This window comes from Clostridium tanneri, from assembly GCF_033659955.1.
GTDB lineage: Bacteria > Bacillota > Clostridia > Clostridiales > Clostridiaceae > Clostridium_AM > Clostridium_AM tanneri.
This window is the reverse complement of the sequence record NZ_JARUJP010000010.1, coordinates 64,453-89,529: the sequence shown is the minus strand read 5'-3', so window position 1 is coordinate 89,529 and position 25,077 is coordinate 64,453. Positions and strand designations below refer to the sequence as shown.

General features: G+C 31.7%; 20 protein-coding genes. 2 read left to right on the top strand and 18 right to left on the bottom strand.

Going from position 1 to position 25,077, the window contains the following annotated elements:
• Positions 1 to 34: 34 nt before the first annotated feature.
• From P8V03_RS10270 to P8V03_RS10250, 5 genes are all read right to left on the bottom strand, one after another.
• Positions 35 to 2,107, bottom strand: coding sequence for an MASE3 domain-containing sensor histidine kinase (locus tag P8V03_RS10270; RefSeq protein WP_261670353.1), 2,073 nt, complete (start codon positions 2,105 to 2,107; stop codon positions 35 to 37).
• 267 nt (positions 2,108 to 2,374) lie between these two features.
• Positions 2,375 to 3,577: an MFS transporter gene (locus P8V03_RS10265; protein ID WP_261670354.1), complete on the bottom strand. Its 1,203-nt coding sequence runs from the start codon at positions 3,575 to 3,577 to the stop codon at positions 2,375 to 2,377.
• 2 nt (positions 3,578 to 3,579) lie between these two features.
• On the bottom strand, positions 3,580 to 4,002 hold the full coding sequence (locus P8V03_RS10260) for a MarR family winged helix-turn-helix transcriptional regulator (protein ID WP_261670355.1): 423 nt from the start codon (positions 4,000 to 4,002) through the stop codon (positions 3,580 to 3,582).
• Between the two features lie 179 nt (positions 4,003 to 4,181).
• Positions 4,182 to 4,643: a peptide-methionine (R)-S-oxide reductase MsrB gene (gene msrB / locus P8V03_RS10255; RefSeq protein WP_261670356.1), complete on the bottom strand. Its 462-nt coding sequence runs from the start codon at positions 4,641 to 4,643 to the stop codon at positions 4,182 to 4,184.
• 37 nt (positions 4,644 to 4,680) lie between these two features.
• A complete protein-coding gene (locus P8V03_RS10250) occupies positions 4,681 to 8,595 on the bottom strand; it encodes an AAA domain-containing protein (protein WP_318798094.1) in 3,915 nt (1,304 codons plus the stop codon).
• A gap of 290 nt (positions 8,596 to 8,885) precedes the next feature.
• Between P8V03_RS10250 and P8V03_RS10245 the strand changes: the two genes are divergently transcribed.
• Positions 8,886 to 9,476, top strand: a complete 591-nt coding sequence (locus P8V03_RS10245; protein WP_318798093.1) for an NUDIX hydrolase — start codon at positions 8,886 to 8,888, stop codon at positions 9,474 to 9,476.
• 93 nt (positions 9,477 to 9,569) lie between these two features.
• On the opposite strand, the gene P8V03_RS10240 is transcribed toward P8V03_RS10245, so the two are convergent.
• The 8 genes from P8V03_RS10240 to P8V03_RS10205 form a co-directional block, all read right to left on the bottom strand.
• Positions 9,570 to 10,244 carry a cysteine hydrolase family protein gene (locus tag P8V03_RS10240; RefSeq protein ID WP_318798092.1) on the bottom strand — a complete coding sequence of 225 codons (675 nt, stop codon included), beginning with the start codon at positions 10,242 to 10,244 and terminating at the stop codon, positions 9,570 to 9,572.
• Positions 10,245 to 10,271: 27 nt separating this feature from the next.
• On the bottom strand, positions 10,272 to 11,282 hold the full coding sequence (locus tag P8V03_RS10235; protein ID WP_318798091.1) for an ADP-ribosylglycohydrolase family protein: 1,011 nt from the start codon (positions 11,280 to 11,282) through the stop codon (positions 10,272 to 10,274).
• On the bottom strand, positions 11,275 to 12,225 hold the full coding sequence (locus P8V03_RS10230; protein WP_261670361.1) for a carbohydrate kinase family protein: 951 nt from the start codon (positions 12,223 to 12,225) through the stop codon (positions 11,275 to 11,277). The genes P8V03_RS10235 and P8V03_RS10230 overlap by 8 nt, the downstream gene beginning before the upstream one ends.
• Before the next feature lie 8 nt (positions 12,226 to 12,233).
• Positions 12,234 to 13,304, bottom strand: coding sequence for an ABC transporter ATP-binding protein (locus P8V03_RS10225; protein ID WP_261670362.1), 1,071 nt, complete (start codon positions 13,302 to 13,304; stop codon positions 12,234 to 12,236).
• On the bottom strand, positions 13,304 to 14,098 hold the full coding sequence (locus P8V03_RS10220; protein ID WP_261670363.1) for an ABC transporter permease: 795 nt from the start codon (positions 14,096 to 14,098) through the stop codon (positions 13,304 to 13,306). Before P8V03_RS10220 ends, P8V03_RS10225 begins: the two co-directional genes overlap by 1 nt.
• Before the next feature lie 3 nt (positions 14,099 to 14,101).
• Positions 14,102 to 14,920, bottom strand: a complete 819-nt coding sequence (locus tag P8V03_RS10215) for an ABC transporter permease (RefSeq protein ID WP_261670364.1) — start codon at positions 14,918 to 14,920, stop codon at positions 14,102 to 14,104.
• Positions 14,921 to 15,096: 176 nt separating this feature from the next.
• Positions 15,097 to 16,197: an ABC transporter substrate-binding protein gene (locus tag P8V03_RS10210; RefSeq protein ID WP_261670365.1), complete on the bottom strand. Its 1,101-nt coding sequence runs from the start codon at positions 16,195 to 16,197 to the stop codon at positions 15,097 to 15,099.
• A gap of 337 nt (positions 16,198 to 16,534) precedes the next feature.
• A complete protein-coding gene (locus tag P8V03_RS10205; RefSeq protein WP_261670366.1) occupies positions 16,535 to 17,590 on the bottom strand; it encodes an FtsZ/tubulin family protein in 1,056 nt (351 codons plus the stop codon).
• A 149-nt stretch (positions 17,591 to 17,739) separates the two neighbouring features.
• Between P8V03_RS10205 and P8V03_RS10200 the strand changes: the two genes are divergently transcribed.
• Positions 17,740 to 18,570, top strand: a complete 831-nt coding sequence (locus P8V03_RS10200; RefSeq protein ID WP_261670367.1) for a helix-turn-helix domain-containing protein — start codon at positions 17,740 to 17,742, stop codon at positions 18,568 to 18,570.
• A gap of 337 nt (positions 18,571 to 18,907) precedes the next feature.
• Here the strand turns inward: P8V03_RS10200 and corA are convergent, their stop codons facing one another.
• The 5 genes from corA to P8V03_RS10175 form a co-directional block, all read right to left on the bottom strand.
• Positions 18,908 to 19,867 (bottom strand): magnesium/cobalt transporter CorA, encoded by a 960-nt coding sequence (gene corA / locus P8V03_RS10195; RefSeq protein ID WP_261670368.1) that lies wholly within the window; start codon positions 19,865 to 19,867, stop codon positions 18,908 to 18,910.
• A 20-nt stretch (positions 19,868 to 19,887) separates the two neighbouring features.
• Complete coding sequence (locus tag P8V03_RS10190; protein ID WP_261670369.1) at positions 19,888 to 20,661, bottom strand: ADP-ribosylglycohydrolase family protein; 774 nt, start codon at positions 20,659 to 20,661, stop codon at positions 19,888 to 19,890.
• A 175-nt stretch (positions 20,662 to 20,836) separates the two neighbouring features.
• Complete coding sequence (locus P8V03_RS10185) at positions 20,837 to 22,600, bottom strand: PAS domain-containing protein (protein ID WP_318798090.1); 1,764 nt, start codon at positions 22,598 to 22,600, stop codon at positions 20,837 to 20,839.
• Positions 22,601 to 22,842: 242 nt separating this feature from the next.
• On the bottom strand, positions 22,843 to 24,054 hold the full coding sequence (locus P8V03_RS10180) for a multidrug efflux MFS transporter (protein WP_318798089.1): 1,212 nt from the start codon (positions 24,052 to 24,054) through the stop codon (positions 22,843 to 22,845).
• 103 nt (positions 24,055 to 24,157) lie between these two features.
• Positions 24,158 to 24,988: an AraC family transcriptional regulator gene (locus P8V03_RS10175; protein ID WP_318798088.1), complete on the bottom strand. Its 831-nt coding sequence runs from the start codon at positions 24,986 to 24,988 to the stop codon at positions 24,158 to 24,160.
• Between the last annotated feature and the right edge of the window lie 89 nt (positions 24,989 to 25,077).

Sequence of the window (25,077 nt, the reverse complement as noted above, 5' to 3'; positions counted from 1 at the left end):
GACTCTGCCCCCAAGCCCCTATTGTCTCATTTTGCTAAAAATATATATCAGAAAATTCTATATGCACTGGATCTATCCTATCACTATCTGCGGCAATTTCAAGATCAGCTTCATTAAAATCCAACACTTTAGTTGGAAACTGCATCTTAAATTCACTACCCTCTCCATACTTGCTGTTTACAGTAATTTTACCTCCCTGCATATCAACAAGGGCTTTTACAATAGAAAGTCCCATTCCGCTGCCCTCATGATTTCTTGTTAGGGACTTGTCCACTTGTCTGAACTTATCAAATATCACTTCAAGCTTTTGCTTTGGTATTCCAATTCCTGTATCTCTAACAGATATAATAATACTCTCTCCCCTGTCCTCTATTAATACAAATATATCGTCTCCTGGATTTGTGAATTTAACTGCATTGGAAAGAAGATTAAGCATAATTCTTTCCATTTTTTCTATGTCACAGGCCATTATTTTTTCCTCTACATCAGTATCAAACACTAATCTAACCTTCTTAGTTTCTACGTATTGAGCAACAGATAAAGTTATTTCCTCAATTACATTTACAATATTACAATTAGTAAGACTTAGTTTTAAAAATCCTGAATCTATTTTTGTACTATCAATTAGGTTGTTAACTAACCTAAGAAGTCTATAACAATTATGCTTTACTGACTTTATATTTCTTTCTAGTTTTTCTCTAGTATTGTCCGAGGAATCGTCAATAATATATTTTTCTATAAATTGTACTGTAGCATGTATAATATTTAAAGGAGTTCTAAACTCATGGGAGATGTTAGCAAAAAACTCCCTTTTTAAGTTATCGTATTCTATTACTTCGTTTAGTAATTTTCGTTCAGTTATGTCTCTAACAACACTAATAACAACATTTTTTCCTTCTTTTACAGAACAAGTACTTGTAATATCAACATCTACAATTTGTCCATTGAGTTTGATAAACTTCTCTTCAACTATTGGCACAATACTTGACTCTTCCTTTAAGTTATCTAGTCTTTTATAGAGCAAACTGTGATAATCTTTATGAATAAAGCTGGATAACATCTTCCCTTGGATTTCACTAGAGTCTGATGCTCCCAAAAGCTTCTTTGCCTCGTCATTTACAAGTTGTATCTCTCCATCTACATGAACAAATATAGCATCAGGTAAGTTGTCTACAAGGGTTTTATATCTTTTTTCACTTATGATAAGCTCATTTTCTGTAATTCTATGTTTCCTTATTTCTATCTTTAATTTCTCATTAGATTTTTCTAACTCTTCAGCTTTTAGCTTTAATGCTTGATTTGTTTCACTTAACTGATAAAATAGAAGTTCATAGGGATTTTTAATACATATAGTACTTACAACTTTGTACATAAGGTAAGAAGATACTGCATACATTACATGACCAATCATATTAGATATATCAAAAACATCTGAATATAGGGTAAAAAATATTTCTGAAACAATCATTATTGCAAGAGAAAATATCATATAAGTATATACACTTTTATCAAAGGCCTTCTTGTTCTTCATTAAAATAAGAATTGAAGCTATTGATATTAATGCTATTACGTATTCACCTAGTTTTTTAAATAAAGTTAATCCTACTCCTGTTACATAACAATCAGGGAATATCCCCCATAAAAATACAGACAATAATAAAAATATAGATATTATGAGGTAAATTAGAATTGAAGTCTTTTCCTTCAACTTTTTCTCGATAAAAGTAAATGCTATAAGAAGAGAGACACTTTGTAAAAATCTTGTAATAATCCATAGTTGTGTAGCTAAATTTGCTGTATCTCCATAAAATATTCCAATACCTTTATAGGTTAAAGCATGAAGCAGATTAAAGAAACCAGAAAAAGCAAATGAAATTCCTAAGAAAGTAAAATAACTATTGTTTGATATTTTGTAGGTATTTATAGCAATTATAGAAACACTAAAGTAAAAGATTACGGTGGCTACTTCAATAACAGTGTGAAACAATAAATAATTTATAAAGCTAATATAGATTAAGATTACTCCTAATGTGGTTGCTAAAATTATTTTCTTAAAAACCTCTGGTTTAACTAGGGCCTTATCTTTGTCCATAATTTTAGTTTCCATGTTTAATCAACTCCATTTCTTTTATATAATAACATAAATGTTAGAATAAAATTATTTACTAACGATTATTATTTAGTAATAACCATTATTAGGTAATTATCTTACTTTGTTTTCATATTATAACATTATATTCTAGGTTTTTCAAATTTTTCACAAATCCTACTTTGTAATAAAAGAAAATATCAAAAAGCCAATGCTTAGTATTGTTAAGCATTGGATTTTACATTTTATATACTCCTTTTTATCTTAGCCTTGAAGGATTTGTCTTTAGGCAGACACTGACTCATCAGATTCCTCTATGTAGGCTATTTTTCTACCATGTAGAAAATAATATAGGAAAAGACAAAGAAATATCACTACTGCCATAATCATATACAAACCACGATAACCAATTAATGGCACAAAGTAACCTAATATAAATGGTCCAAGACCTACACCTAAATCTTGAAAAATAAAATTAGTAGAAGTTGCTAGTCCCATGCGGTGCTTAGGTGAAACTTTTACTGAAATCGCTTGGACACTAGAGGAAGTAGTACCATATCCTAGCCCCACTAAAGCTCCAGCTAATAAAAGTGAGAAGCCTTTGTGGCTTTGACTAAGAATAACTAAAGCTATAGCAAACAATAAAATAGCTGGATACATAACAAAGTTTTCACCTTTTTTATCAAAGCATCGTCCAGTAAAAGGGCGTGAGACTAAAACAAACACTGCATAAACTATAAAGAAAAAACTACCTATGTTAACCAGATTAATTTCCTTAGTATAGGAAGTAAGGAAAGTAAGAATGCTGGAATAGCCCAGAGCAATTAATGCAGCAATAATGGAAATGGGAATAGCTTTTATTTCAAAGAAACTTTTCAGTGAAAAACCTTTTCTCTTTTCTAATTGCTCTTTGGTAAATTCTAATCTTGGAATCTTTATAAAGAACACAGCAATAAAACTAAATACTAAAAATATAATACATATAACAAAATTCATGTAAAAGGTACTATGTCCAACTATAAACATCCCTAGAAAAGGTCCAATTGCGGCAGCAACAGTAACACTTAATGCATAATAACCGGTACCTTCACCACGACGATCCTGTGGAATAATTTTTGCTACAATTGTCCCTGTTGCTGTTGAGGCAATTCCCATTGCAGCTCCATTTAAAAAACGGTTAATCAAAAGAAATGCCATACTATTAACTAAAACATATAGACATGTAGTAAACAAAAATAAAATAAAGCCTATATAAAGCATCTTTTTCCACCCTACTTGATCAATATATCTACCAGAAAAGATACGTGCAATAAGTATTCCTATGACAAATATTCCAGAGGCTAGCCCTGCTTCACTAGGTGAGGCATGAAACTTTTCCGTTGCAAATAGGGTGATGGTCACCATTAATAAGTAAAAAGTAAAATAAAGAAAAAAGTTGGCTGTGGATACAATTAAGAAATTCTTAGTCCACAATTTAGATTTATTCATTTTTATTTCTCCTTTTCTTTTGTAATGTTTTCTAGTATTTTAGGAAGTACTTCAAAGATATTTACCTGTTCCTCAAAGGGAATATCTTTCATTACGCTATACTCTAACTTTGTTATTTTTTCACGACATAATTGATAAATCTCTTCTCCTAATTCCGTTAGCTGAATTATTTTTTCCCGTCGGTTTTTAGTTACTATTTCCTTTACTATAAGTTTTTCCTCCAAGGTATGGACTCTCCTAGTAACACTAGGCTTTTCTATATTATAATGGCTAGAAATATCCACAAGAGAAGATGGTCCATTGGTTTTCAAGTAAATAATAACTTGCCATAGGGAGTAAGAAAGATCATATTCTCCTAATAGCTCATTTAATTTGCTTATAAGCGGTCGATATATTGTTAAGAATCGTTGAAAAAAACCTTGCATTTCACTACCTCCTGAAAATTGTTACCCTGGTTAACTGTTACCCTAGGTAATTATACCCCTTTTTTTCTTAATGTCAAGAGGCCTAATAAAAAGCCAATGCTTAACAAAATATAAGCATTGGCTTTCTTAATAATTATTTTTAGCATTTAACCTACTGCATGATTCACAGAATTATATCCTTACTTATCATTGTCCTCTACTAATGGAATGTATTCTTCATACCCTTCTTCCTTCATCTTTTTAACAGGAATAAATCTTAAGGCAGCAGAGTTGATGCAATATCTTAAGCCGCCTTCTTCCACAGGTCCATCTGTAAAAACATGACCAAGATGGGAATCTGCATGCTTACTTCTAACTTCAATTCTATGCATGCTATGACTAAAATCCGCCTTCTCCTTTATAAACTCTCTGCTTATAGGCTTTGAAAAAGCTGGCCAACCGCAGCCAGAGTTAAACTTGTGAGTTGAAGCAAATAGAGGCTCACCAGAAACAATATCAACATATATTCCCTTTTCAAAGTGGTTATCATAAGTGTTATTAAAGGGTCTTTCCGTTGCATTTTCTTGTGTAACCTTATACTGAAGCTCATCAAGCTTTTTTAACAATTCTTCTCTACCAGGCTTTTTGTAATCTCTGGCCATAAAATCCCTCCTTAAATCTTTATATAATTCTATCCTGTTAAACCCCTTTATTGTCTCCTTCTGTAAGCTGATTAACTATTCTATCAACTTCCTTATTAGGATTTCTCCACCAGTCCTTGCTCCATATTCTTATGATTCTCCACCCTCTAGATTCTAAATATCTCTGTCTATGAATATCTCTTTCCCTAGCTGACTTTGAACTATGATAGGTTGCTCCGTCACACTCTATGCCTAAGATATAGCTTGAAGTCCTTGTATCATATATTGCTAAATCAATTTTATACCCGGATACTCCTACTTGGGTATCAACCTTATATCCTCTTTTAACCAGGGCTTCATATACCTCTGCTTCAAAATCGCTGTCATGTCTTCTTTCTCTATTCCTATTAACGTCACTGTCTAGAAGACTATTTAGGATTAATTGTGCTCCTTCTTTATTTCCCTTTGATACCTCTCTAACGTACTGGAGATACCTTTTAAAGAGCCTAGGACCATTATTTTTTGAAGAATCAACACTTAATTCCTCTGGCTCTATTGAGGTTACAACATATATCTTCTTTTTAGCTCTGCTTATTGCAACATTTAACCTGTTTTCTCCACCATCCTGTGAAAGAGAACCAAAGTTCACAGATACTCTTCCATTTTCATTTTTAGCATAGGCTGTGGAAAATATTATGATATCTCTTTCATCTCCCTGCACATTTTCAATGTTCTTCACAAAAAGACTTAAATCTTCACTATTTTCTTCCCTCTCTATCTCTTTAACATATGCCTTCTTAAACTCCTCATCTTTCTGGCCTCTCTTTTCCAGCATATCTTCAATAAGGGATTTTTGATTTATGTTAAAGGTTATTATTCCTATGGTTTCTTTATTTTTTCTCTCTTTAAATAGCCTTTCTACAATATTTACTATTTCCTCCGCTTCCCTTTCATTACACCTATCTATCCATCTGCCTTCCACCATTATTCTTTCTATAGGAGCTCCATATTCACTTTCACTTTTTAAGTTTGGCGATACTTGAAGTCTTCCTCCATAGAAGGCATAGTTTGAGAAATTGATTAGTTCATCATACTCTGAACGATAATGATAGCTTAGGTGAACGCTATTATAATTTACCTTGGCAAGGTCCAGTAAACTTTCCTCTTCAAGAGCTGCTATGTTATCCATATCCTCTTCTTCATCACAGCCATTAAATCTGGAATTAAAAGTTGAAGATGGTTTAAGCTGCTTATCATCCCCTGCTACTACAACTTGTTTTCCTCTGAATATAGTTGGAATAGCATTTTCTACAAAGATTTGTGATGCTTCATCAAAAATCACTATATCAAAAATCTTTTCCTTAAGAGGAAAAACCTCTGACACAGTTTCAGGGCTTAAAAGGAAACAAGGAAATATCTTTAATATCAAGTCACTGTATTCTTCAAAATATTTTCTTATAGGCAGAAGAGATCTTTTTTTATTTGCTTGCCTTTTAAACTCTCTAAAGTTATTTTCCTCTGCTAACTTCGGTATTTTTTCTGCCCATTTATCTAAAATATATTGTCGACTTAATTTTTGCTTCATAGCCATACTATTTTCTACGTCTTCAACTATACTGTTAAAAGAATTTATTTGTTCAAGAACCTTTTGAACCTTTTCTTCCTTTTCTATTTCTAAAATATTATAGAGTGCAGTAAATTCCAAAAGAGAATTTATTCTTTTCCTCATCACCGTTATATTGCTATTATAAGCATAATTTAATATCTTACGTTCTAACTTCTCAAGATTTTTCACAGTTATTAGATCATCTCTGTACTTCTCTATTGTATTTAGTGCATCTATAATATCTAGAAAGTATCCAGTTAAATCCTCACCCTTTAAGAATTTTTCAATAATCATATTATAAGCTTTATCATTGAGAGCTTTTTTTACAACTAATATGTCCTGAAAAGCTTTCTGTATTGGTAGATATATTTTTACTACCTTATCTATAAATTCTCTCTCTTTTACGTAAAATTGTTTTCTATTTTCTTCTTCCAATCTTTTATTTTCAGAATAGCTTAACCAGTAGCCAATGCTCCACCATCTTCCATCATTTATCTTATTAAGAAGAGAATTATTATATTTTTCATTAAGTACTACTGCTAACTTTTCCGCTTCTTCCTTATCTAGTTCATAAGAATGCTTCTTAAATAAACTCATTAATCCTTCATAGATTTTATCTTCCTCTAAGCTAATCTTTATAATGTTTTTTATAGGTAGTACCATAGCTTCTATCTTTTCAGATAACTCATCTATGTCCATAAAGTTCATTGTAGGATTAACATCTTCTATAAAAGAATTTTTACTGAGAAGTTCACTATACTTCTGAAAGGCTTCCACCTCTTTATCTTTAATTCTTTCTATATCGTTTCTTAGTTCGTAATACTTTTCTTCCTTAAAATCATTATTTTTTTTGAATCTATTAAAGTCTTCATATCTTTCATCTTCTTTTCCTATTATCCCCTTTGTTTTAGAATACATTTCCTGCAGTGAAATGCCATAACTCCTTTCCTTATGAAGCACTTCACCTACAAGTTCTAGAAGCTGAATTCTGTCATCTATAGACTTAGCTAACCTTGCTATTTCCTCTTTGCCTTTATCTGTGACAGCTTCACTTTCCTCTAATGCTTCTGCAATAAAAGAATAGAATCTTTTTTTATCCCCATTTATATCATGGATAAGCACAGACTTCTTATTTAGTTCTTCCAATCTGTTATATATTACATCAAGAGCTGCTCTTTTTTCAGATACCATTAGAACAGTTTTGTCCTTTGCCAGAGCATCTCCTATAATATTGACAATAGTTTGTGATTTGCCTGTACCTGGTGGTCCATATATGACCAGCTGTTTTGAGTCATTAACCTTCTTAACTGCTTTTTCCTGACTATAATCTAAAGGAGATATTAAATATAGGTCCTTTTCACTAAAGGAAAGTTTACCATGTTCCTCTTTTTCCTCTTCAACAACTGTACCTAGAGAATTACTTTTAAGAAGCTGACTTAAAAGTTCATTGTCAGTTTCCATAGTTTCCAATTCCATATAATCCTTATATATAGAGTTTGCCATTGGAAATTGTCCCACTACTATATAATTTTTAATCTTAATTTCACCTAAATTGTATTTTGGAATAGTATTCTTTTTATAATCATTAAACTTCAAAGGCTCAGTTTCTTCATAGTTTACTATAATACTGTTGTCTTTTAAGTCCTCTATAATCTTTGATATAAAATCCCCTTCTATATCCTCAAACTCTGTTTCTATAGCTGGTAACTTAATTTCATTATGTTTGGAACAGGCCATTAAAAAAACCTTATTAATGAGAACAGGCCTATCTACTATATTGTTGCAATACCACTGATCTCCATTTCTCGAAAAGGTAACAGGAAATAGTACTAAAGGTGCTCTTACAAAAGTTTCGTCTTTAAGGTTACCCTCAACAAAGGGATAGCCAATATACAGTTCATATCTGCCTGTTTCCTTATATATATCACCTATTTCCTTATGTAGTGCTTTTAAACTGGCAGAAAAATCAATTATCCTTTCCCCATTTTCATTTATCTTTGCCAGTTCCCAGTCTAACTTTTCATTAAAGGTCTCTTCAATTACTAAAAGTTTATCTTCTAGTACTTTCATATCTAGCTTTTCTTCTTTAAGTTTTTCTATTTCCAGCTTTTTATCTTTAGGAAGTTCTTTTCTTAAAATTTCTTTTTTGTCATTTACATAGGCATAGGAATCCTCTAGTAATAGAAAGCTTTTACTTTCTCTGTTTAACATCCACTGAATAAGTTCCTCAGTTATTCCTTTTCTTATATCTTCAAGCTTAACTATATCAAAGGCTCTCTTTTTAGGAAGTGTCATACTTACTAGACTTCTGTTTCTTCCGCTTAAATTAATAAGTCTCTCCTTATATTTCTGGAGAATTTCCTTCATAAATCTTCACCTCAACCAAAAATAGTACAGTTTTTTGCTATAAATGATCCATACTATGTTTATTAAAAGTACTTAGCTAATGCTAATTCCTTGTATGCATTATAAAATAATTATGCCCAAGTGAACCATATTATAGTACTAAAGTATTTGACCATTAAAAGATATCTACTTGTGCTTATCATTTTTATGAAAAATAGATTTGCCATTAGCTGCTGGTAATATGTATAATTTATTTATTAGGAAAATTTTAACTGAAACTTTTTACAAATTAACTATAAGGGGTGATGTTAATGAAAGATAAAAGAATAACTAAGCTGACTACTTTAGCAGAAACTAAATTTTTAAGTCTTTTTAATGCTGAATACAAAAACAAAAAAGGAGCTACAAAACACTGGACAATTGCTTCAAGAAAAAGCCTTGAAATTTTAAAGGAGCAGTACTTCCAAGACAGGAAAGAAAAAGTGGATGCAGTTGTTATGAATGCTATTCACAAGGAAAGTGAAAAACTAGTATTAATAAAACAATTCAGAGTTCCTTTAAATGACTTTATCTATGAACTTCCTGCAGGTCTTATAGATAGTAATGAGAGCATTGAATCCGCTGTAGCTAGAGAATTAAAAGAAGAAACTGGACTCTCTCTCTTAGAAATTGATGAAGAAAAGACAAGAAATATAGCTTATGTTTCACCTGGAATGACTGATGAATCTTTGGCTTTAGTATACTGCAGCTGTACAGGCGAAATAACAGGCAAATATCTTGAAGAGAATGAAGACATCGAAGCTATGCTAATTTCTCGCAATGAAGCAGAGGAATTGCTAAAAAAAGATGTTAAAATGGATATAAAAGCATATATGGCACTTCTAAGTTTTATTAACTGTTAGTAAACTTGGATTTTAAAAAAACGTACTAAATTTTTTCAGTACGTTTTTTCATTACATAATAGTATTTTTTTAAGATCTGAAGCTGTCCATCCCTTATTCTATAGTTTTAATCAATTCAACACCATTTCCCGCCATAATAAATGATGCTACAATATTTAAAAGGTCTGCTTTATGTGTTCCAAGATCATAGGTCTCCACCGTATCCATAGGAACTATTATCCTTGACTCTATATCCTTTATATTATAATAAGCCTTTGCACAATTTGAAAATTGTTCAATACATATATCAGTGCAATCACCTATTACGATCATATTGGTTATTTGGGAATTCTCCTTTAGCCACTGTTGGAATTTGTCTTCAAGAAAACCATTGGTAGAATTTTTTTCTATAAGGGTATAGCCACCAACTTCCTTTATTTCATCGATAATCTCACTCTCTAAGCTTCCCTTAATACAGTGAGGCGGATATGCCTTAAGCTCAGGGGATTTATCTGTGTGACTATCTGCAAAGGCTATAACTGGTATGTTATTTTCTCTGCATAATTTCATTGTTTCCACAGTATTTTCTATTAAAGACTTAATTCTCGAGCTGTACAAACTGCCTTCTTTACAAAAACCATTTACCATATCTATTATTATTAGCACAGTATTTTTAGGATTTAAGTCTTTTATATGCAATGATGGTTTACTGTTTAATTCATCTAGCATTTTCTCAAAGGCAGATTTTAATTCTTCTAAAAATAAATATCTATTTCTCACACTTTCCATGCTTATCACCCTCAATTAATAATTTTTTTATTTAAAGTTACTCTTTCTTTTATCTCTAGCAGAAAGAATATTCTCAGCCATCTTGTAAAAATCTATATGATTGGTCTTTTCTACATGTGATTTCCACTGATCTCTAATACTTGATGCACCGCCGAAAGCACCACAGAGGGCACCAACAATAGCACCATTAGTATCAGCATCATCGCCGATATTAATTACTGCAGGTAAACATTCCTCATAAATTCCACCGCCAGCATAAAAAACACCTAAACTTAAAGGAATAGACTCATAGCTCTTCATACCTGCTCCAATTAATCGGTACAGCATTTTACAGACTTCATCTAAGCTTTTATCCTTATTGCTGTCTACAACCTTTATAGCCAGTTTTATTCTTTCTTCAACGGAAGGCGACGGTATATCATACCCCTTTTCTTCTCCATAATGTGCTCCATAAATTGCTGCTTTCATCACCTCAGAAATTGGCTCCTTTCCTTCTACTGCACAGGCTACAGCAGCTGCTACAGCACAGGTGGAAGCTGCTCCTGGCTTGCTGCCGTGAGATACAATGGCTGATTGAAAGGCATCCTCTACAGCATTTTTTACATCTCCATGATGGAAGATTCCTATTGGTGCTACTCTCATAGCACCACCGTTAGTATCTCCCAATCTCCCTGCCTTAATATAATCTTCTCCATTGATAATAGAAGTTAGAAATCTTCTTGTGCTTGGCCCAATAACCGTTGTTTCCAACATCTTATTTTTAATTGCCCATTGTCTCATTTTATCTACAAAAAGCTCTACATGAAAGCCAGCTTTCTCTATTAAAACTGACGCAATAATAATACTTTCTTCAGTATCATCGGTTATTTCTCCTTTCTCTAAGGAACCATGAGCCCTCTGCTCTGATGATGGTTTGTTAAAGCCTAAAATCCTTCCATAGGATTTTTCTATTTGATTCGGTGTCATAAATGATGCAGGCATTCCCATAGCATCACCTATAGCTGAACCTATTAAAGCTCCATAAGCCCTATTAAGCATGATTAGTCTCTCCTTTCATAAGTCTTTCTACATCTTCCAAGCTATACTTTCCATTTGGTCCCATAAAAGTGGTATTTAAAGCACCGCAGGCACTACCTATGCTAAGCACTTCTTCAAATTCAAGGTTATTTAAAAAACCATAAATACATCCTGCTGCAAAGCTATCTCCTGCTCCTGTAGTATCCATTGATTTTACATTATAAGCTGCCCCTTTGTATTTTTTGTTGCCTTTATAAGCAGTGATTCCCTCTCCTCCATTTTTAATTATTAAGTATTCTATCTTATATTTTTCTATCCATTTATCAACCTCTTCCTCTGCATTTAACTTTATTTTGATTTTCTCTAGTTCATTAGCATTAGGTATTAAAACATCACATAACTCTAAAATTGAATATAATATTTCTGACTCTATTTCACCTACTAAAGGACCTGGATCAAACATAACAGAAGCTCCTCTTTCTTTAACCTCTTTTATAAACCTTAATATTTTTGCTGCATAGCTACTTAATAGATAATACCCTGTTAAATAGACAAAGGCAGTTTCTTTTACCAAATTAGGCTTTATGAGGCTATAGGAAAACATCTCTTCACAGCCCTTATAACTCATAAAGGTTCTCTCTGTAGCAGAATCTAAAACTACAATGCAATAACCTGTGGTTTTATTTTTTTCTACAGCAACACAGTCATTATTAATATTGTTTTCTAGGAGAAACTTTTCTATTGTATCGCCATCTTCATCCATGCCTATAGCAGATACAGGATATGCATCAATTCCAAGATTTTTTAGTGCACAGGCAACATTTATTGTACATCCTCCTACCCTGTTAAAGGAATCTGTAATTAAAGTATCCTCTCCCCTAATGGGATACTTATTTACTAAAATATATTTATCAACTATTATCCCGCCCATAACAAGGACCTTATTTTCCTTAATTACTGTCATAAAATCACCTACTCATTTAAAATAATACTACTTGCTTTATCCCAGGTTAAATATACATTATCTCCGTTTTTAACTTTTTCTTCTCCAAAGAAATTCTGCTGCTGCACTATCACTTCTTCTCCCATAACCTCAACCCTGTATATAGAAAGGTTACCTGCATAGGTAATAAATTTGATTACTCCCTTTAAAAAAGTCTTATTACTAGGCTTTTCTTTTTCAATAGAAATTTTCTCTGGTCTAATTGAAAGAACACAATTTTGATTTAAATTTAGCTTTTCTTCCGCTTCTATATGTATCCTATCTCCATTTTCCATTTGAAGACAGTAGATATCCTCTCTGATATCCCTTATTACTCCTTTAAAGAAATTTGATTGTCCTAAAAACCCTGCTACAAAGGAGTTAACTGGCTTTTCATAAATAGCATGAGGAGTATCTAATTGTATAATTTCACCTTTATTCATAACTGCTATTTTATCAGATAAAGTTAAAGCTTCTTCCTGATCATGGGTAACGAAGATTGTTGTTATACCAACCTTTTTTTGAATTTGACGTAATTCAACCTGCATATCAACCCTTAATTTTTTATCTAAGGCACTTAAGCTTTCATCTAAAAGCAGTAATCTTGGTTTTATTACTAATGCCCTAGCAAGGGCAACTCTTTGCTGCTGTCCTCCAGATAATTGCTTAGGCTTTCTCTTTTCGAAGCCAGTTAACTGTACCATTTCAATTGCTTTTGCTACTTCTTTTCTAATTTCGCTTTGTGACATCTTTCTTTGCTCAAGTCCATAAGCAATGTTTTGCTCAACATTCATATGAGGAAACAGAGCATAGCTTTGAAATACCATTCCTATATTTCTTTTATACACTGGGATTTTATTAATCACTTCATCCTCTATTATTACATCTCCTCCATCTGGACTTTCGAAACCTGCAACAATTCTTAAAGTTGTGGTTTTTCCGCAGCCGGAAGGTCCCAGCAGGGATAAAAAGGTTCCCTTTTCAATACTTAGGTCTACGTTGTCTAAAACTGTATTTGAATCGTACTTTTTACTTAATTTTTTTATTTGAAAATATGACATTAAGCTCCCCTCCTAAATATATTTTTAAGGGATGATTGCATAAGAAGAGCAATAAGTATAATTATTATTAAAGAAACAGCTAAAATAATCGTTGCTACTGCATTAATCTCCGGTGTAAATCCAAATTTAATTGAAGAATATATTTCAATTGGCAGAGTACTATTGCCAGTAGGAATTAGAAAATAAGAAATAACAAAATTATCAAAGGATATCATAAAGGATAAGAATCCTCCTGCAATAACTGCCGGAAATATGGCAGGCAGTATTATCCTTCTAAAAGTTGTCCATTCATTTGCTCCAAGACTGTAGGATGCCTCTTCTATTGCTTTATCCATATCAGAAACTCTAGCACCTATTACTAATACTGCATAAGGCAGTGAAATAATAACATGTCCAATTATTAATATAAATAAATTCTTGCTTAATCCAACCTTCATTAAAAATAGTAATAGTGATAATCCCATAATAAGCCATGGAATTGTCAACGGCATAAGGACTATAGAGTTCACAGTATTCTTTATTTTTTTCTTTCCTTCAGGGATTTCAAGGACCAAGGCAGTTCCTAGAATTACACAGAGGACAGCTGTAATAAAAGCAATATAAACACTGTTAATTGCTGCATTTATCAGTTTTGTATTATTAAAAAGCTCTAAATACCATTCAGTGCTAAAGGTAAAAGGAAGTGCATTATATCTTGATTTATTAAAGGACATCACCGCCATAACAATTATTGGCATGTATAGAAATGTGAATATTAATAGGGCATAGGTCCATCCAAATATCCGCTTTTTCACCTGCTACACCTCCCTGTTAAACTTAGAAAATATGCCTAGAGATACTAGCACCAAGGCAAGAAGTATAAAGGCTATTGCTGCACCAAAATTCCATCCATAGATTTCAAAAAATTGATCTTCAATAATTGTTCCTATAACGGAACCATTTACTCCACCTAATATTCTAGGTTCAACAAAGCTTCCAAGACATGGTATAAATACTAAGATAGAACCTGTTAGAATTCCTGTTTTACTTAAAGGAAGAGTAATATTTATAAAGGTGTTAAAAGCAGTAGCTCCAAGGCTTTTTGATGCTTCTATAATAGAATCGTCTAATTTTTCCAAGGACATATAAATTGTAATAACCATGTATGGAAAGAAAATATGTGTAAGTCCAATTATAACTGCTGCCTGTGTAAACAGAATACCTAAGCTACCATTTCCAATTATGTGAAGCTTTCTTAGAAATATCTCTAATATGCCACCATCTCTAAGAAGGTTGAGCCAGGAGTAGGCTCTAACAAGTTCGCTTGTCCAAAAGGGTATGATAATAAGAAGAAGCATAATTCCTTTGCCCTTTCGAACAATTTTAGCCATAATATAGGCCATAGGGTAAGCTATTAATAAACAAATAACTGTTACAATAAAACTTATCTTTATAGTTTTTGCAGTTAGTTTTACATATAGACCTTTAGAAAAAAAATCTATGTAATTTTGTAATGTAAAGCTGGCTGATTGTCCATCACTTAAAAAGCTAAAATAGAGCATTATAAATAATGGTACAATACCAAAGGCAATAAGAACAAAAAGTGCAGGGCTCATAAGTAGATAGTTTTTCTTCATTTCTCTTCCTCCATTCAAAATCACTTTTTGTTAAATATGGATACTTCAATCTAGAATTAAGTCTATGTATAGGTATATATTAGTGATTCTGAAGTCATATTCAAAAATTACTTATGATAGAGAAGAATTACTAATATATACCCCGCACAAATTAAATCTTAAATTTATATATCACACTATTTTGCCTTAACTTCCTGCCATAATTCATTCCAAGCTTTCTTAGTTGCTTCATCCTGATAAGATATAAAGTATAGTTTACTTAGCACAGCTTCGCTCATGAAGTTGTCTTCAACTAATTTTGGATCAAGAGCAGCTATTGCAAGTTTATTTGTGGGAGCTGGTCCGCCGGATTTTGCCCAGTTTTCCTGGAATTCCTTACTGGTCATAAAGTCAATGAATTTATAAGCTAGGTCTTGATTTGGTGCATTTTTCACTATACTCCAGTTATCAACCCAACCAATAGCACCTTCTTTTGGTACCACAAATTTTATTGGCTGTCCCTCTTTTTTCATGGAAGCAGATTGTCCACTCCACATAACTCCAAGGGCTACTTGGTTGTTTGCAAATAATTTAGACCACTCATCACCAGTTTTCCAATAGGTCTTGTTTAGTGGCTTTTGTTCAAGAAGTTTATTCTTAATTGCATTTAAGTCACTTGGTTTATTTGGGTTTTGTCCAAGTGCAATAGCTGTAAGCATTACTGCATCATTGAAATCATCTCTAAATCCAATTTGTCCCTTATACTTTTCATCCCATAGAACATTTACACTATCAATATTTTCTTTGATTATATTTGTGTTATAAGCTAATGCTGTAGAACCCCAAACCCATGGAACAGCATAAGTCTTTCCATTCATACTGTTTTCAGGTAAGTTCTTAAACTTATCTACTATGTTCTTATAATTTTCTAATTTATTAGTATCTATTGCTTCAAGTAAATCCTCTTTTTCTGCTACTGGAAGTACAGAAGCATTAGGAAGTACTACGTCTATTTTGCCTTTTCCATCAGTTCTTAGCTTTGTGAGTAATTCTTCTTCTGAAGACATATAAATATGTTCAACCTTACATTTATACTTGTCTTCAAATTCTTTTACTACCTCTGCTTTGTCTGAGCCATAATCCTTCCAGTTAACTACTACAAGAGTTTTAGCAGCACTATCAGACTGTTGTCCACTGGTTGCTTGATTTGACTTTAAGCCACAGCTTGTAAAACCAACTGTAAAGATAGTTGTTATCACTAGTGCCATTCCTTTTTTCAAGAAACTTTTTCTACTCATTTTTATTCCTCCTATAAATAATTAAATTAAGATATTTTTATTATTGTTATTTCTACATATGTTTACATTTCTGTATACATATGTACTATTTCTATATTCCATATATTCTATATATTCTTAAAATACCCTTCTTTTTTGCAAGAAATGGTAGTCAAAATAAGATTAGGAATGCATGCATTCCTTTCTGATTAAATATTTTATATAAAAAAATCACATGAGGTTTAATCCTCATGTGATTTTTTATTTCTATACTTTAAACTTTATACTAACCTGTACTAACATTTAAACTTATCTAAATTGTCAATGTCTGACTTTAATTGTTTTAGTAATACTAATCCTAGAAAGTATAATTGTCTTCAAGTAAATTATTAAGTTCACTATTATTAAGTACGTCTATTTCTTCTTTTTCTTCTTTATTATTCATATTTAAATCAATCATAACACTTCTTTTTTTACTTCTTGATAATTTTCTTTTATTTTTCTCTTCTAAAGCCATCTTTATTAAATTTATTGATTCTGTAGGAGTTTCACATCCTCCAAGAACTACTATGTTATTCTTATTATTATATGTTATATATGTACTTTTATAAACTTCGAATAATTTAGTCACTTCATATGGATCATATCCATCAATTTTTAAATTAATACCTAAATAATCACAATCATATAGATCTGGCTGAACAAATACACTGTTTTTTATGGCTAAATCAACAGCAGTCTTAGCATCTTTTAGGCCATCATATAACTTTAAAACAAGACCTGATCCTTCTGCTGTATTTATTCTAAATGAATCTTTATTATCAATACTACCATCAGCATGAATACCTATTATGTTATATGCCAAATCTAAACTTTCAATTACTTCATTATTAATTTCTTTGTAGGTATTTCTCTTATTATTATCTACAAACTTAACATCGCTTATTAAGTCCATTATACTATTTATATCATTCCAACACTCAATAGTATTTTTAAATGCCAATTCATCTTCCTTTAAACTAGGTAAAACAGCTACTACATTTACTTTGGCATTTGGTAATACTTTTTTTACTATTTGTATAAAGGTTTTTATTGCGCCGGAACCTGTTCCCCCAGCCATAGTTGTAAATACTACAACTACTTCTGTTAAAGGATATTTGCTTAGCAATGTTCCTATGGCATTAATATTATCTTTTAGCATTTCTTTAGATTTATTTCTATCTCTTCCTGAACCATCTGTTCCTGGATATACATATACATTTTTTATCATATCGGCATTTTTTAGTGGTTTTATATCAAATAAACTGCTATTTAAGAATAACCCATTATATCTTTGATTTTTACTTAATAATCCATCTACTATATTTCCAGCACCTTGTCCTAGTGCAACTAATAACATTTTACCTTTTTCCATAATTACTCTCCTTATTACATTATTATATACCTATTATCGAAGAAAATTTTGATAACCTTATATTTTAAATCCTTTTTTTAAAAAAATTATAATAATTACTTAAGTTTACCTCTTATCCATTCGAAAAAAGAAGGGGAGGATTAATTATTATGGATAATAAAGATAAATACATAGATACACAAAAAGTTAGTGCTAAAATTGAAAATAAAAAAAGAGGCGAAATATTGTACTATTCTATTGAACAGGTTGCTAATTTATTAAACGAAAATACTAGTAACATAAAATACTACACAAGTATATTTGACGATCTGTTAAAAATTGCAATAGTAGATAAAGAGTTACGTTATACTAGTAATGATGTTGATAAATTAGAATTCTTAATAAAATTAAAAAATAAAGGTATGTCTCTTAAAGAGATTCAGAGCTATTGTAATAAGCTGCCTTTAAATGGTACTGAAGTCCAGGAAAGCAATTTATTATCTGTTGAAGAACTTATTGATTTAATTAAAGAAGAACAACAAATTCAACTTAATAATTTTAAAGTTCAATTAATGAATGATATGCAAAACTCCAATTCATTATATCTTCAAAATATTACTACTGCAATCATTGAAGTTCAAAATAAGACTCTTGATGAATTTAAACAAAATTTATCTATGGAAATTAAAGAATATATAGATTCAAAATTTGATGATTTTAATGAAATTAACATAAATTCACATGACAAACTTCTTGCTAAAATTACAGGATTTATGTCAGAAAAAATTGACAGCAAAAATGATGAATTAAAACTTAATTTACAAAATGATTTCAACACATTTGTTCAATCATCTTTAACTAATAGTGAGCGTTTAATAAAAGAAGTTAAAGATTTTAAAAGAGTTATACAGGATGCTTATTTTACTCAATATCAAGTAGAAATTGATAATGCTAATACAGGCTTTTTAGGTAAATTACTTCAAATGATTAAGGCTAAATAATATTTTTAAGAGGATTAATCTTATACTCTTTTTTAACTGTGCTGTTAATAATTTTATATATTTTCTTTTAACAATCAATTTAAAATTAGTAGCTTTCAATGCTTAACCAGCATGACAATGCATATCGTACCCATCTTTGGTTAATAATATATATATGGCAATGCTTAGGAGCAACCTAATCATTTATGCTGCTCCATACAGAAACGGATAGTTCCAAACTATCCGTTTTGTCCGCTTCTAGTAAAGCCTAACCAATGAACCTCATTGATTTGAATTCTGTAAATATAATTTAGTTTTGGTTAGATCATTTATTACTGTTTGTCATTCCTCTCCAAACTTATTTATAAATATCAAACCATCCCTTTCTTTTAAACCATAAAAACATAAGTACTGCAATGCCAAACATAAAAAATAAGGCTGCAAAATATCCATATCTCCATCTAAGCTCTGGCATATAGTCAAAGTTCATTCCATAAACTCCTGCAATAAAAGTAAGTGGTATGAATATTGTGGAGATAACTGTTAAAACCATCATGTTAGTATTCATTCTATTAGAGTTTATTGACATATAACTATCCCGCATATCTGCCGTTATATCTCTGTTAGCTTCTATCATTTCAGATAACTTCAGCAGATGATCATGTACATCTGCAAAATAAAATTTATTTTCTTTGAACCAGTTTAACCGTTCCGAGTTAACTATTCTATATAGTAAATCTCTCATAGAGTTTACAATCCTTCTTAACTGCAGCAAATCTCCTCTAATGTCAAATACCTGGTCAACTAACTTGTATACAGATAAGTGATCAACATTATTGTCAATTTTCTCTAGACTGTCTTCTATTTTATATATTGCAGGAAAAAACTGATCCACAACTTTATCTAGTATGGAGTAGGCAACATAGGTAGGTCCCTCTTCCCATGCCCTTTTATTCACTGATATTCTCTCCCAGGCATGATCTAGTTCATCTTGATGGGTCCTATGTACAGAAACAATATAATTTGCTCCCACAAACAATCCTATATCTTCAGGGCATAGTGTTTCTTTGTTTAATGCATTTATAACAAAAAAATCGTAATCTCCATAATAATCAAGTTTTGGTCTATTTGATATCTGCAGACAATCTTCTATGGCTAAAGGATGAAAGCCAAAGTGATATCTAAGAAGCTTTTGTTCGCCTTCATTAGGTTCTTCCATGTCTACCCAGTACCAACTTATATCTGGATCTGATAAGCTGTCAATGGATGTATAATTCTTTAATTCTAAGTTTTTACTTACAGTTATTATGCGAATCAAGTGTTTTCACCTCAGTTATATCAATTATTGTCTAGCTGCTGATAAAATGCTTTCAAAACTTCTTTCATTTCCTCAGGCAGCAGTTCCTTAGCTCCTTTAAGTATATAATCTGGAATTTCCTTATAATAGGCTTCTGCAATGCCTCCAGTTATGCAGGCAATGGTATCACTGTCACCACCTATGGATATTGCATTTCTTATAGCATCTTCATAATCAGTGGATTCCAAAAAGCTTCTTATAGCCTGTGGAACACTTCCCTGACATGAAACATCAAAGCTATACCAGCTTCTGATACTTTCTAGGCTTTCCTCTAAATTATATCCAAAATTCTTTTCAACATAATCCTTTATTTCATCTTTTTTTCTACCCTTCCTTGCAAGGAATATTGAAGCAGCTGTTGCCTTTGCCCCCTTTATTCCTTCTAGGTGATTATGTGTTACAGCAGCACTTTCCTCTGCTTTAGCAAGAACTTCTTCAATAGAATTATAGTAAAAGCCAACAGGACTAACTCTCATAGCAGAGCCATTACCATAGCTGCCATAGGGTTCTCTTTCGTCAAGCATCGCCCATCTCATGAAGCTGCCTCCAAAACCTGCATTAGAATATTTCCTAAACCAGTATTTGTAACTTTCAGAGAAAGACTTGTCCTTAATAATAGCCTCCATTGTTGCAACTGTAAGTACTGAATCATCAGTAAACCTTGATTTTGGAGAGAACAACTCAAAACTTTTAGTTTTTATATTGTTCCACTCATACACAGATCCTATTATATCTCCAGTTATTGCTCCAAGCATATTCTTCACCCTCCTTATGCTTTAAATTATTCCTCTACTGGTTATATGAGTATTTTACTCCAATTATATCAAAAATATTTCAAAAAACTCTAATAATATGATAATATAGCCACCGACTAATTATAGACCGGTGGCTTTCTCTTTAAAGATACTACTGAAAAATATGGTTTAGAATTTACATATTTCTAGATTGAATCTCCTTCACAATTTTATCTATAAGTTCCTGTACTTCAAAGCCTCCTCTTCCACTAATCATTTCAAGAGTTGCTATTGAAGACATAGTTTTAAAGATAACTGGATTCTTTAGTTTACTGAATTTAGGTGATAGGTTAACTAAAAATTCTTTTATAAAAGGATATTTATTTACTAATTCTCCAAGGGTAGTTTCCTCTGTAATACCATATATATTTTCAATTGTATCTTTATTTTCCTTTTTACTTTCCGACTTTTTATTGTTCCAAGATAGAAGCCTTTGACTGCCAGTTAGGCCTCTTATTTTAGTTGCATCCTGTACCATTTCTAGTACTCCTCTGAAGTTTCCTTCACTGTCTCTTACAGCATTATATAGTATATATACGAACTTTCCGTCAAGTTCTAGCCAAAATTCAGCTTCATCATGCTCTCCTTCTCTAAAGGCTCTGACTATTTCCTGAACGGTATCTACACTCTCCCTTGGATGGCAATTCTGTACCTTTCTTCCAATAACTCCTGGACTTCTTGGAAACACTCTATGACTAACATCATTGTAGAACTTTACAATTTCATTTTCATCTACAAAAGATATATCTACATTAAGGTGCTTAAAAATAAGGTTTATCTGATCAAGAGTAAGTTTTCCTTCGCTAACTTCTAATTCTGCCTCATTAGAATGGGCTGTAAATAGACCATGTTTTTCCAATACCTTTGAAAGGTCCTTAAGTAGTTCATCCTTTTGAAAATTAGCAGTATTCTTTTCTTTCCTATTACCGTAAGGAGGAGGTGTTTCAATCAAGCAATAGCCAATCTCGTCATCTCCCTCTCTCATTTTAACAAAGTCTTCCTCAGAAAGAAGATCCATGGACGTTGGAAATAAGATTTCTTCTTCCTTCACCATCATATCCTCTACTCTTTCTATAACTTCCTCTTGAAGCCTTAAAAACTCCTCATCTTTATCTTCTTTTAAGTATCCTTTAGCCTTTTTGATTATATCTCTTATCTCATTGTCTAATGTCCACATAATTTTTGAAGGTTTATCAAAGCCCTTGCTTTCTAATGCGGCAAATAACTGATTTTGCTTTCTAGAAAAATGAATATTTATTTGTTCTAGTTTCTCATAGAGTTCTTCCCATTGATTTTTTATAAATTTGTTCTTCAGCATAGACCTCATTTTATTTAATACTGCTCTTATAGCCCTTACTTCATCTAAATAAGTTCTAATTGGGTGTCCAACAGGTAAATCCAGCTTATTACTTACAAGTATTCCATCGAAAATTTCTAAAAGTTCCTCCATTTTTTCCAGTAATAAATCATTGGAAATTCCCTTCTCCTCAATGTATTGTTCACAAACTGCAAACTCCTGAGCTGTTACCTCTTTGAAGGAATTCTGCACTTTCTTTTTAGCTTCTTTTAAAGATAAATTCCCCTTTAAATAATCAACCTCTATATTCATTATTTTTTGTATTTTTTCTTCATCAAATTTTAAATTTTCTCCTATACCAATCTTATCACCTTCAACCTTAGGCCAGAAATAAACATGAAATTCATCATCGCTTATTTTTTCTACCTGTTTATCAAAGCCCTTATCCTCCATCATTTTGTACATAGGAAAAGGCTCAAAATCTTTAATTATATGTATTCCTTCATTAGGTTTCAATTCTTGAATTGCCTTTGTAATACAGTCTCTGAAAGATTCATGCTCTCCACGGCCATCTATAGTGATATAATTTATTTCTTTTCTCATAGCTCTATTAACCTTCCTCCCTATAGTTGATTTATAGTTTTAATAAACAGCACTAGTTTTGTTATGATACTTTATTAAAACCTTTATCCTCATTAGTGTTCCTAATATTTAGGTTATCTATTATAGTAATAAATTACCATAGGTATGTTATATTAAAAATTTAAAAGCCAATGCTTAGGTTTTATTAAGCATTGGCTTTTGAATTTTTATTTAAAGTTCTCTTATATTAATATCCAGAATTATTAATTGGCAAATTGGCTGCGTTTATTATAACTAATCCTCTTGCATACAGTTTTGTAAACCCAAAGTGCATTTATAAGCAGCAATATACTAGTGATAAAAAATACATACCGGATACCAAAGTAGGCTGCCACCTGTCCTCCAAGTATTGAGCCAGCAAAGGTACCTAAATATTGTGCAGACATGCTAAAGCCAAAAACTCTTCCTGTAAGAGAATTAGGCGTTATCTTCTTAATTAGTACATTAACTGATGGAGTAAGCCCAGCTGTAGCTAGTCCTAGCAGGAAACGAAGTACTGTCAGCTGAAAAGGACTTTTTACAAAAGCCTGTGGTATAAATATAATTCCTGCTGCTATCAGTGCTGCCAACATTACCTTTTGTGCTCCAATTCTATCTGAGAGTTTTCCTAATCTAGGTGCTGCTATAATACTTGATAAGCCTGAAGCTGAAAAAGCTATTCCAGATATCAGTGCAATGTGTTCTGTATTTTGAGATAGCTGAGTAATATACACAGTTATAATTGGCTCTATTGAATAAAATGCTAATTGCAAAATAAAAGCTGTTATAAACATAGTAACAAGCAAAGCAGGATTTGGAATCAGGTCCCAAACCTCTTTAAATTTAAGAACTTTTCTATCAGACTTTTTAAAGTTCTCCTTTACAAAAATATAGGTTAATGCAAATACTATTAACATCAACACACCTGTCATAAAAAATATACTTCTAAGTCCTATAGTTTCTTCTAAATAACCACCTACCATTGGTCCTAACAAGGAACCTGAGATAGATGAGGTTGCAATTACGCCTAAAGCCCAACCGGCATGCTCCTTATCTGTTTGAGTTGCAATAAGTGTAGTACAAGCAGTACTGTAGCCTGCAACAACTCCCTGGAGCATTCTTAATATCATTAGCTGATATACATTTTGTACAAATCCCATGCAGAATATTACCACTGCCATTCCAAGACTTGCACGTAAAAGCATTGGTTTTCGACCGAATTTGTCTGCAGCTTGCCCCCAAATTGGCGAAAAAATTGCTAGAATTATAAAGGTAACTCCAAAAGTAATTCCTGACATCTGTTCAATCTGCGCTGTATCGTGAACACCCAGCTGGCCTATATAAAGGGGCAACACAGGGGCAATTTGACTAAGCCCTATGGCTGTTACAAACATTCCAAACCAGCAAACTATTAAATTTCTTTTCCAGATTTCCATAAACTTAAGCCTTCCTTCTTCGATAATTCCATTTAAGCATTATAATATTTAGTAATTGTACCTTGATTATACTTTGTGAAAGGGCTTAAATCCATGTATCAAATTAAACTCCATGGACATTTTTGCTATAATATTCTGAAGGACTTTTGCCTTCAATTTTTTTAAATATACGACTAAAGTAAAATTCGTCTTTAAATCCCAGCAGTTCAGCTACCTCTTTTATCTTTTTATCTCCTTCGCTTATAAATTCCTTTCCTTTATCAATTTTAATCTTATTAAAGAATTCAATTACAGAATATCCTGTAGTTTCTTTAAAGGTTCTAGATAAGTAGGCTGGAGACAGCTGAACTAACTCTGACAATTCAGTAAGAGTCAGTCTCCTATTTATATTTTCATGCATATATTTAATAATTTTTTCTACTTTTAAAGATGTTGAATAGTTAGTGTCTTTCTTTTTTATATTCCCAAAAATCTCATATAGCAGCTGCTGAAGCATTGCTTTACAAATAAGCTCGTACCCTGGAAACTTTTCAGTCCAACACCTAATTAGCCTTTTGAATGTATCAATAATAGGATAGTAATCCTTTAATTCTTGCATATGCTCTAATGGAAGTAATTTATTTTCTTCCTTAATGCTCCATTTGGAATCATTATAATCTACCTCTGCGTAGCTAAAATGAATGGACAAAAAACACATTGGATCATCAATATCTGTTTCTATGGAATGAAGTAACTCTGGATGAAAGTAAAACAACATCCCCTTCTTAATAAAATACCTCTTATTTTCCACTGTAATAATTCCTTTTCCATCAGATACAAGTAATAATTCATGATGTTGAATTTTTCTAGTTATTCTTCTTGGAAATTTCCACTCTTCCTTTGATTCTCTATGGTTGCAATAATGAATGTAGAAATATAGTTTACTTATTTTCATATTTGCCTCCAATTTTAGTTTTCAATTCTTTTATTATAACAAATTATGTGTTTTATGCTATATTAGAACTGTATCAATATATAAACTAT

Coding starts and splice junctions, on each gene's coding strand:
- P8V03_RS10210 (WP_261670365.1), bottom strand. CDS start 16,197: ATGAGTAGAAAAAGTTTCTTGAAAAAAGGAATGGCACTAGTGATAACA.
- P8V03_RS10185 (WP_318798090.1), bottom strand. CDS start 22,600: ATGAGAAAAGAAATAAATTATATCACTATAGATGGCCGTGGAGAGCAT.
- P8V03_RS10240 (WP_318798092.1), bottom strand. CDS start 10,244: ATGGAAAGTGTGAGAAATAGATATTTATTTTTAGAAGAATTAAAATCT.
- P8V03_RS10260 (WP_261670355.1), bottom strand. CDS start 4,002: ATGCAAGGTTTTTTTCAACGATTCTTAACAATATATCGACCGCTTATA.
- P8V03_RS10235 (WP_318798091.1), bottom strand. CDS start 11,282: ATGCTTAATAGGGCTTATGGAGCTTTAATAGGTTCAGCTATAGGTGAT.
- P8V03_RS10270 (WP_261670353.1), bottom strand. CDS start 2,107: ATGGAAACTAAAATTATGGACAAAGATAAGGCCCTAGTTAAACCAGAG.
- P8V03_RS10205 (WP_261670366.1), bottom strand. CDS start 17,590: ATGGAAAAAGGTAAAATGTTATTAGTTGCACTAGGACAAGGTGCTGGA.
- P8V03_RS10230 (WP_261670361.1), bottom strand. CDS start 12,225: ATGACAGTAATTAAGGAAAATAAGGTCCTTGTTATGGGCGGGATAATA.
- P8V03_RS10215 (WP_261670364.1), bottom strand. CDS start 14,920: ATGAAGAAAAACTATCTACTTATGAGCCCTGCACTTTTTGTTCTTATT.
- P8V03_RS10180 (WP_318798089.1), bottom strand. CDS start 24,054: ATGGAAATCTGGAAAAGAAATTTAATAGTTTGCTGGTTTGGAATGTTT.
- P8V03_RS10250 (WP_318798094.1), bottom strand. CDS start 8,595: ATGAAGGAAATTCTCCAGAAATATAAGGAGAGACTTATTAATTTAAGC.
- P8V03_RS10245 (WP_318798093.1), top strand. CDS start 8,886: ATGAAAGATAAAAGAATAACTAAGCTGACTACTTTAGCAGAAACTAAA.
- P8V03_RS10265 (WP_261670354.1), bottom strand. CDS start 3,577: ATGAATAAATCTAAATTGTGGACTAAGAATTTCTTAATTGTATCCACA.
- msrB (WP_261670356.1), bottom strand. CDS start 4,643: ATGGCCAGAGATTACAAAAAGCCTGGTAGAGAAGAATTGTTAAAAAAG.
- P8V03_RS10200 (WP_261670367.1), top strand. CDS start 17,740: ATGGATAATAAAGATAAATACATAGATACACAAAAAGTTAGTGCTAAA.
- P8V03_RS10175 (WP_318798088.1), bottom strand. CDS start 24,988: ATGAAAATAAGTAAACTATATTTCTACATTCATTATTGCAACCATAGA.
- P8V03_RS10225 (WP_261670362.1), bottom strand. CDS start 13,304: ATGTCATATTTTCAAATAAAAAAATTAAGTAAAAAGTACGATTCAAAT.
- P8V03_RS10190 (WP_261670369.1), bottom strand. CDS start 20,661: ATGCTTGGAGCAATAACTGGAGATATAATAGGATCTGTGTATGAGTGG.